Source organism: Streptomyces sp. NPDC005899 (assembly GCF_040629645.1).
In the GTDB taxonomy this organism is placed as follows: domain Bacteria; phylum Actinomycetota; class Actinomycetes; order Streptomycetales; family Streptomycetaceae; genus Streptomyces.
Window position 1 is genome coordinate 20,432 of sequence record NZ_JBEXWB010000054.1, and the last position, 6,596, is coordinate 27,027.

At 72.5% G+C, this 6,596-nt stretch carries 6 protein-coding genes; 3 read left to right on the plus strand and 3 right to left on the minus strand.

Annotation, left to right across the window (positions count from 1 at the left end; genetic code table 11):
- Positions 1 to 120 precede the first annotated feature (120 nt).
- The gene (locus ABZ371_RS10100) at positions 121 to 1,233 is read right to left on the minus strand and encodes a PP2C family protein-serine/threonine phosphatase (protein WP_358676152.1); all 1,113 of its coding nucleotides are present in this window, start codon (positions 1,231 to 1,233) and stop codon (positions 121 to 123) included.
- A 321-nt stretch (positions 1,234 to 1,554) separates the two neighbouring features.
- Here ABZ371_RS10100 and ABZ371_RS10105 point away from each other — a divergent pair, with 321 nt between their 5' ends.
- On the plus strand, positions 1,555 to 2,004 hold the full coding sequence (locus ABZ371_RS10105; RefSeq protein ID WP_358676155.1) for a spore-associated protein: 450 nt from the start codon (positions 1,555 to 1,557) through the stop codon (positions 2,002 to 2,004).
- Between the two features lie 151 nt (positions 2,005 to 2,155).
- On the opposite strand, the gene ABZ371_RS10110 is transcribed toward ABZ371_RS10105, so the two are convergent.
- On the minus strand, positions 2,156 to 2,368 hold the full coding sequence (locus tag ABZ371_RS10110; RefSeq protein ID WP_358676158.1) for a hypothetical protein: 213 nt from the start codon (positions 2,366 to 2,368) through the stop codon (positions 2,156 to 2,158).
- A gap of 414 nt (positions 2,369 to 2,782) precedes the next feature.
- Here ABZ371_RS10110 and ABZ371_RS10115 point away from each other — a divergent pair, with 414 nt between their 5' ends.
- The gene (locus ABZ371_RS10115) at positions 2,783 to 4,333 is read left to right on the plus strand and encodes a sugar transferase (protein ID WP_358676161.1); all 1,551 of its coding nucleotides are present in this window, start codon (positions 2,783 to 2,785) and stop codon (positions 4,331 to 4,333) included.
- Positions 4,334 to 4,414: 81 nt separating this feature from the next.
- On the opposite strand, the gene ABZ371_RS10120 is transcribed toward ABZ371_RS10115, so the two are convergent.
- Entirely contained in the window at positions 4,415 to 5,398 is a 984-nt protein-coding gene (locus ABZ371_RS10120; protein WP_358676164.1) for a GDP-L-fucose synthase, read from the minus strand.
- Positions 5,399 to 5,512: 114 nt separating this feature from the next.
- Here ABZ371_RS10120 and gmd point away from each other — a divergent pair, with 114 nt between their 5' ends.
- On the plus strand, positions 5,513 to 6,526 hold the full coding sequence (gmd, locus tag ABZ371_RS10125; RefSeq protein WP_358676167.1) for a GDP-mannose 4,6-dehydratase: 1,014 nt from the start codon (positions 5,513 to 5,515) through the stop codon (positions 6,524 to 6,526).
- Positions 6,527 to 6,596: the final 70 nt, after the last annotated feature.

Sequence of the window (6,596 nt, forward strand, 5' to 3'; positions counted from 1 at the left end):
TGGAAACACACCGATGGGTGATCTTTGCTTCCGGTGGGTCCCCCACGGAAGCCGCACGCGCGCCTGAGCTGGTTCTTCGCCTGCGGGGCGGCACCTCGCGCACTGCCTCCGGCCTCCCCCTCAGCGCCGGCGGGCCGGCTCCTCCGGGTGGGGCGGGGACCCGTCCACCGATGAGGGCGGGGAGTACAGGGCGAGCATGCCCCGGTCGTCGGAGCGCCTGCCGTCCGCGTGGCGCTCGGCGTCGGCGGCGAGCGCGCCCAGGAGGAGGCCGGGGTCCGCCGCGAGCCGCGCACCGTGCCGTGCGAGCAGCCGGGGCAGGCGTGCGACGGGGTCGTAGAACTGCCCCCGGGCGTCGCGGGCCTCGGTCAGCCCGTCCGTACAGCAGATCAGGGTCGAGCCGGGCGGCAGGGGAAAGGTGTCGGCGGCCACGTCGAAGCGGCCCAGCGCCGACAGTCCGAGCGGTGGCGCCTCCCGCGAGGGGGCGAGTTCACGCACCAGGCCCTCGGGGGTGAGGACCAGGGGCGAGGGCAGACCCCGGTTGAGTACGCGCACGTGATCGCGTCCGGCGCGGAGCTCGACGAGGACCGCCGCGGTGAAGCCCTCGGACTGCTCCAGCCCGCCCCGGCGCTCCCCCTCCCGCTGGAGCTGCCGGTCCAGCCGCTCGGCCACCTCCTCCAGGCCGGACGCGTCGTCGGCGAGCGCGTTGAAGGCCCCGACGATCACGTTGGCCGCCTGGACGGCGGCCAGTCCCTTGCCCCGTACGTCCCCGACGAGCGCCCTGACGGTCCCGGCCGACGCCCGGACCGTGTAGAAGTCGCCCCCCACGAGGATCTCCTCGTCCGCGGGGGCGTAGTGCGTCGCGATCCGCAGTCCGCCGATGTCCGCGGGCGGATCGGGCAACAGCGCCCGCTGGGCGATCTCCGCGACCCGCTGGGCGCGGCCGGCCGCCCTCTCGTGGCGTTCGATCGTGCGGCGCAGCAGCACCGCCAGCACGATCACGCAGACCAGCGTCAGCTGGCGTGCGACGCCCAGGCGCCATCCGAAGGTGCCGTCCACCGCCACCAGTCCGGCGTGGACGGCCATGGAGACCAGGCCCACGGCGACGATGGAAGGGACCCTCATGAAGGGTGCGGCGGCCACGGGCGCCACCGCGAGCAGGGGGGCGCTGCTCACCTCGTGGGGGGTGACCAGGTCGACGACGACCGCGAACAGGATGACGCCCCACGGGATCATCCACCTGGTGCGACTCCATCGGCGGCGACCCCTCGCATCGGACACCCCCCATGCCTACCGCACGGCCGGCGGCCCGGGCCGCTGCGACCCGCGGGGGCGCCTGCCGTGGGTGGGCCGCCGGAGGGCGCCACCACGGCTCGGCCGCGGCTGCCCGCGCGCTGTTCCTCACGGAGCGTCAAATCCTGCGGAGGGGACGGACCGTCCGCCGGCGGGGAGGACGAACTGCTCCCGGGTTGCGCGCTCCCGGGATACAACCATCCGTGCCACTCGGGGGTCACATCAAGTGGGAGCAAACCGCTCCTCGAGGCATATGGGGGAAATATGCGAACAGCACGCAACATCGCCGCAGCCGGAGCGGTCACCGCACTGGTGGTGGGTGCCACGGCCGGACTGACCACGACCGCCTCCGCCGCACCCAACGTCACACCGCAGGGTGTGTGCGGCAGCGCCTACAAGACCGTCAACACGGCACCCATCGGCTCGCTGGGCACGGTCTACCTGACGTACAACCCGTCCAACGGGAAGAACTGCGTCGCCACCATCCGCGCCAACCCGGGCACGGCCAAGGACATGTCCACCTACATCTACGTCCCCGACACCGACGCCTACGCCGGTGACTCCGGGGCCTTCACGTCCTACGCGGGGCCGGGATACGTCTACGGCAAGGGCCACTGCGTGAGCTGGGGCGGCCACATCAGCAACGTGTACGTGTCGGTGGAGAACTCCAACTGTGCCTCCCTGCGGGAGCACCGGGTCACCGACATCCGCTGATCCGGCCGGCGCGGCCGGCCACCCCGTCACCCGGCCCTCCCGGGGTCGCGGCACGGCGGCACGTCCCACCCGGAGCCGACGGGGCGCGGGGCGGAGGAACTGACCACTCCTCCGCCCCGCACCCGTCTTCGCGCCACCCCGGAGGCAGGTGTCAGTCGGGCAGGGGCACCCGGATGACGGGGTCGAACGGGCGCTTGTTGAAGCCGGTGCGCAGATTGCGGCATTCCGGCGCCTTGCACATGAAGAACTCCTCCACGGCCTTACGGCCCGTGCGCTTCCTGAGCCAGGCCTTCTCGTCGCCGGTGAGCGGCCGATGCTCCTCGTCGGTGTCACAGGTGGAGCAGTACATCGGACGTGACGCCATAAAGCCTCCTGAAGCGGACGGGCCAGCAGAGCAGACAGGAGCATACGGAGGCCGGAACACCGCGGGGAGAGGCGCGCGGGCGGGGCCGGCGCGCCGGCGCGCGCCCGGGACGCGAGGATGTACGCAAGGACGATCGGGCAGGGCCGGCGGAGCCCTCCCGCCGGACGGCCCGTCACCGGCGCAGGGCCCCACACCACAGCACCGAAGACATCAGATCCGAACAACTGCCCACAACCGCGGAGATCGTTCCGGAATACTCCGGGACGGGGTGCTTGCGCGGTGTCTGAACTTCACGGGAACTCCAGCGAAATGGCACGTGTGTGGATATCGTGCACCGAGCGAGGCGCATCCGTCAGTCCACGGGATCGACGGATGCGTCCCGTTTATGGGGATGCGACTGTGGCTGGGGGGTTCATGGGGCATGTCGAATTACCTGAATGGGAGATATCCGGGCCTGTGGGTGTCGCGGGAGCTCCGCGACAGCGGGGCCCGCAGGCACCTCACCGCACGGCGGCCCTCGAGCAGTTGTGGAGGGCACCGACCGCACGGCCCGACCACGCCGGCCGGCCGCAGTCCAGGAAGAGACCGTCGACGCGCGTGCCCGTCCTCGTCCTCGCCGACCTGCTGGGACTGGGGGTTCCCGCCTGGGCCGTCCTGCACACGGTCGGCCAGCCGAGACCGCTGCTCGCGGGGGTCCTGGCCGCACTCGTGTGGGCCGGCGTGCGAGCGGTGCGCGGCCGGTACGCGGACCGCCTGCCGGGCGCGTCCGAGACCGCGGCCCCGTACCACCAGGTCGGCGACTGGCTGGTCCTCGTCGGGATACTCGCCGTGCTGGCGGCCCTGACGGGCACCTCCGCCGAGCCGGCGACAGCCGTCGCGGCACTGGTGCCCGGGCCGGTCGTGGCCGGGCTCGCGCGGATGGCGGACCGGCGGCGGGCCGCCGGGCAGGGAAGGGCGGTGCGCCGGGTGCTGGTCGTCGGGGAGGCCGCGGGGCTGGACCGTGCGGTCGGGCTGCTCAACTCCCGGACGGCCCCGGGGTACACGCCGGTCGCCGCCATACCGGTGGGGCCGGACGTGCTCCGGTGCGGGGTGCCGGTGCCGGGCCGGCTCGCTCCGGAGCCCGCGGACGACGACGTGTCCACGGTGCTCGGCGGCGCCTTCGCCCACGACGCGGATCTGGTCCTCATCGCACCGGGTCCGCAGCTCGGCGAGGACCGGTTGCGCCGGCTCTCGTGGGGCCTGCACGACAGCCGTCTGGCGCTCTGCGTGCTCTCGGACCTGCCGGGTGTCGCGGCCGGCCGGGTGCGCCCCGCCTCCGCCGCCGGACTGACGCTGCTGCACGTGGCGCCGCCGCTGCGGCACGGTCCGCAGGCGGTGCTCAAGGGCCTGGTGGACCGGGTCGGCGCCGCACTGGGCCTGCTCGTCCTGGCCCCGCTGTTCGTGGTGGTCGCGCTGGCGGTGCGGTTCTCGTCGCCCGGGCCGGTGTTCCACCGCCAGACCCGGCACGGGCGGCACAACAGGCCCTTCACCATGTGGAAGTTCCGCACGATGGTCGCGGACGCGGAGGCGCGCAGGCACGAGCTCTCCTCGGCGAACGAGAGCGGGGGCCCGATGTTCAAGATGCGCCGCGATCCGCGGGTGACCCGCGTCGGCCACGCTCTGCGCCGTACGTCCGTCGACGAGCTCCCGCAGCTGCTCAACGTGTTGCGGGGTGACATGTCCCTGGTCGGTCCGCGTCCGCCGCTGCCCGAAGAGGTGTCCCGCTACGACGAACGGGAGCTGCGGCGGCTGGCGGTGCGGCCGGGCCTGACCGGCCTGTGGCAGGTCAGCGGGCGTTCGGACCTGTCCTGGCAGGAGACGGTGTCGCTGGACCTCTGGTACGTCGACAACTGGTCGGTGGCCACGGACGTGGGGCTCCTCGCCCGCACGGTGCGTGCCGTCACCGACGGCCGCGGGGCGTACTGAGTGGGAGGGCGGCGGATGCCAGGAGCCCCGGCGGGGCACCCGGGAGGGTCCCGGCGTGCCCGGACACGGCCGGCCGGGGGCTCAGCCCTTCGGCCCCGGCCCGTCCAGCCACCAGGCGTAGGTGCGGGCGATGCCCTCGCGCAGGGGGATCCGGGGCGCGAAGCCGAGGGAGGAGAGCCGGGACACGTCGAGGAGCTTGCGCGGGGTGCCGTCCGGCTTCGAGGTGTCCCAGGCGATGGCGCCCCGGTATCCGGTCACCTCGCGGACGGTCTCGGCCAGTTCGCGGATCGTGAGGTCCTCGCCGCAGCCGACGTTGACCGGCTCGTCCCCGTCGTACGCCTCCAGCAGCCGTACGCAGGCGGCCGCGAGGTCGTCGACGTGGAGGAACTCGCGCCGCGGGCTGCCGGATCCCCACAGGGTGAGCTCCGGCGCCCCGCTCTCCTTCGCCTCGTGGAACCTGCGGATCAGCGCCGGGAGCACGTGCGAGGTCTCCAGGTCGAAGTTGTCGCCGGGGCCGTAGAGGTTGGTGGGCATGGCGCTGATGTACGAGGCGCCGTACTGCCGGCGGTACGCCTGGGTCTGGGCGACACCGGCGATCTTCGCCAGCGCGTAGGCCTCGTTCGTCGGCTCCAGCGGGCCGGTGAGCAGCGAGTCCTCCCGGATCGGCTGGGGGGCGTGCTTGGGGTAGATGCAGGACGAGCCGAGAAAGAGCAGCCTCGGGACCCCCGCGGCGTGCGCACCCGCGATGACGCTGAGCTGGATGCGCAGGTTGTCCTCCAGGAACTGCACGGGATACGTGCTGTTGGCCATGATCCCGCCCACCTTGGCGGCGGCCAGCACGACGGCGTCGGGCCGCACGTCGCGCAGGAATGCCTCGGTCGGCGCCGCGTCGCGCAGGTCGAGCCGGTCGCGGCCACGGGTGACCACCTCGTGGCCGTCCGCGGCGAGGCGGCGCACGAGCGCCGAGCCGACGAGGCCGCGGTGGCCCGCGACGAATATGCGGGAGCCGGGACCCAGCAAGGGGCGGGCCGGTGCCCGGGAAGGGCCGGGGAGGTCAGTCGTCATGGCTCGGATTGTGCCAGGAGTACGACACCTCGGTGATGTTTTGCCATAAGCCGCTCAGATGATGATTTTTCGGTGCACCAACCGCCCATCGGGCGACCAGAGAAGGGGGGAGTCATGGCAAAGTCCGCGCTCATCACCGGCGTGACCGGCCAGGACGGTTCGTACCTGGCGGAGCTGCTGCTCGAGAAGGGGTACACCGTCCACGGCCTGATACGCCGTTCGTCGAGCTTCAACACGGAGCGGATCGACCACATATACCAGGGGCCCGAAGAAGCGGACCGGTCCTTCGTCCTGCACCACGCCGACCTCTCCGACGGCGTCGCCCTGGTCAACCTCCTCCGCGAGATACAGCCCGACGAGGTGTACAACCTCGGGGCGCAGTCCCACGTCCGGGTGTCGTTCGACGCACCGCTGTACACGGGCGACGTCACCGGCCTCGGCACCATGCGGCTCCTGGAGGCGGTGCGGGCGAGCGGCATCGAGACACGGATCTACCAGGCGTCCTCGTCCGAGATGTTCGGCGCGACCCCGCCCCCGCAGAACGAGGGCACCGCCTTCCACCCGCGCAGCCCGTACAGCGTCGCCAAGGTGTACGCCTACTGGGCCACCGTCAACTACCGTGAGGCCTACGGCATGTTCGCGGTGAACGGCATCCTCTTCAACCACGAGTCCCCCCGGCGCGGCGAGACCTTCGTGACCCGCAAGATCACCCGCGGGGTGGCCCGGATCAAGGCGGGCCTCCAGGACCGGTTGCACCTGGGCAACCTCGACGCCGTGCGGGACTGGGGGTACGCCCCCGAGTACGTGGACGCCATGTGGCGGATGCTGCAGCGCGACACCCCCGACGACTACGTGGTGGCCACCGGAGAGGGCGTGAGTGTGCGGCAGTTCGTGGAGTGCGCCTTCGAGCACGCGGGCCTCGACTGGGCGGAACACGTCCGTTACGACCCCAAGTACGAGCGTCCCAGCGAGGTCGACGCCCTCATCGGGGATGCCTCCAAGGCGGAGGAACTGCTCGGCTGGAAGCCCGAGGTGAAGTCGCGGGAGCTGGCCAGGATCATGGTGGACGCGGACATCCGGCTGCTGGCCGACCAGCTCACGGGGGCGGCCGTGCGGGTCGACCGATGAGCGGGCCCGGACGCCCACGGCAGCACCGGGGCGGCGGGGCCGCTCCGGGGCTCAGGCCCGCCGTGGGCAC

What these genes read in the sequence shown, in the direction of transcription:
- ABZ371_RS10100 (WP_358676152.1), bottom strand. Translation starts at nt 1,233, where the DNA reads ATGATCCCGTGGGGCGTCATCCTGTTCGCGGTCGTCGTCGACCTGGTC.
- ABZ371_RS10105 (WP_358676155.1), top strand. Translation starts at nt 1,555, where the DNA reads ATGCGAACAGCACGCAACATCGCCGCAGCCGGAGCGGTCACCGCACTG.
- ABZ371_RS10110 (WP_358676158.1), bottom strand. Translation starts at nt 2,368, where the DNA reads ATGGCGTCACGTCCGATGTACTGCTCCACCTGTGACACCGACGAGGAG.
- ABZ371_RS10115 (WP_358676161.1), top strand. Translation starts at nt 2,783, where the DNA reads ATGGGGCATGTCGAATTACCTGAATGGGAGATATCCGGGCCTGTGGGT.
- ABZ371_RS10120 (WP_358676164.1), bottom strand. Translation starts at nt 5,398, where the DNA reads ATGACGACTGACCTCCCCGGCCCTTCCCGGGCACCGGCCCGCCCCTTG.
- gmd (WP_358676167.1), top strand. Translation starts at nt 5,513, where the DNA reads ATGGCAAAGTCCGCGCTCATCACCGGCGTGACCGGCCAGGACGGTTCG.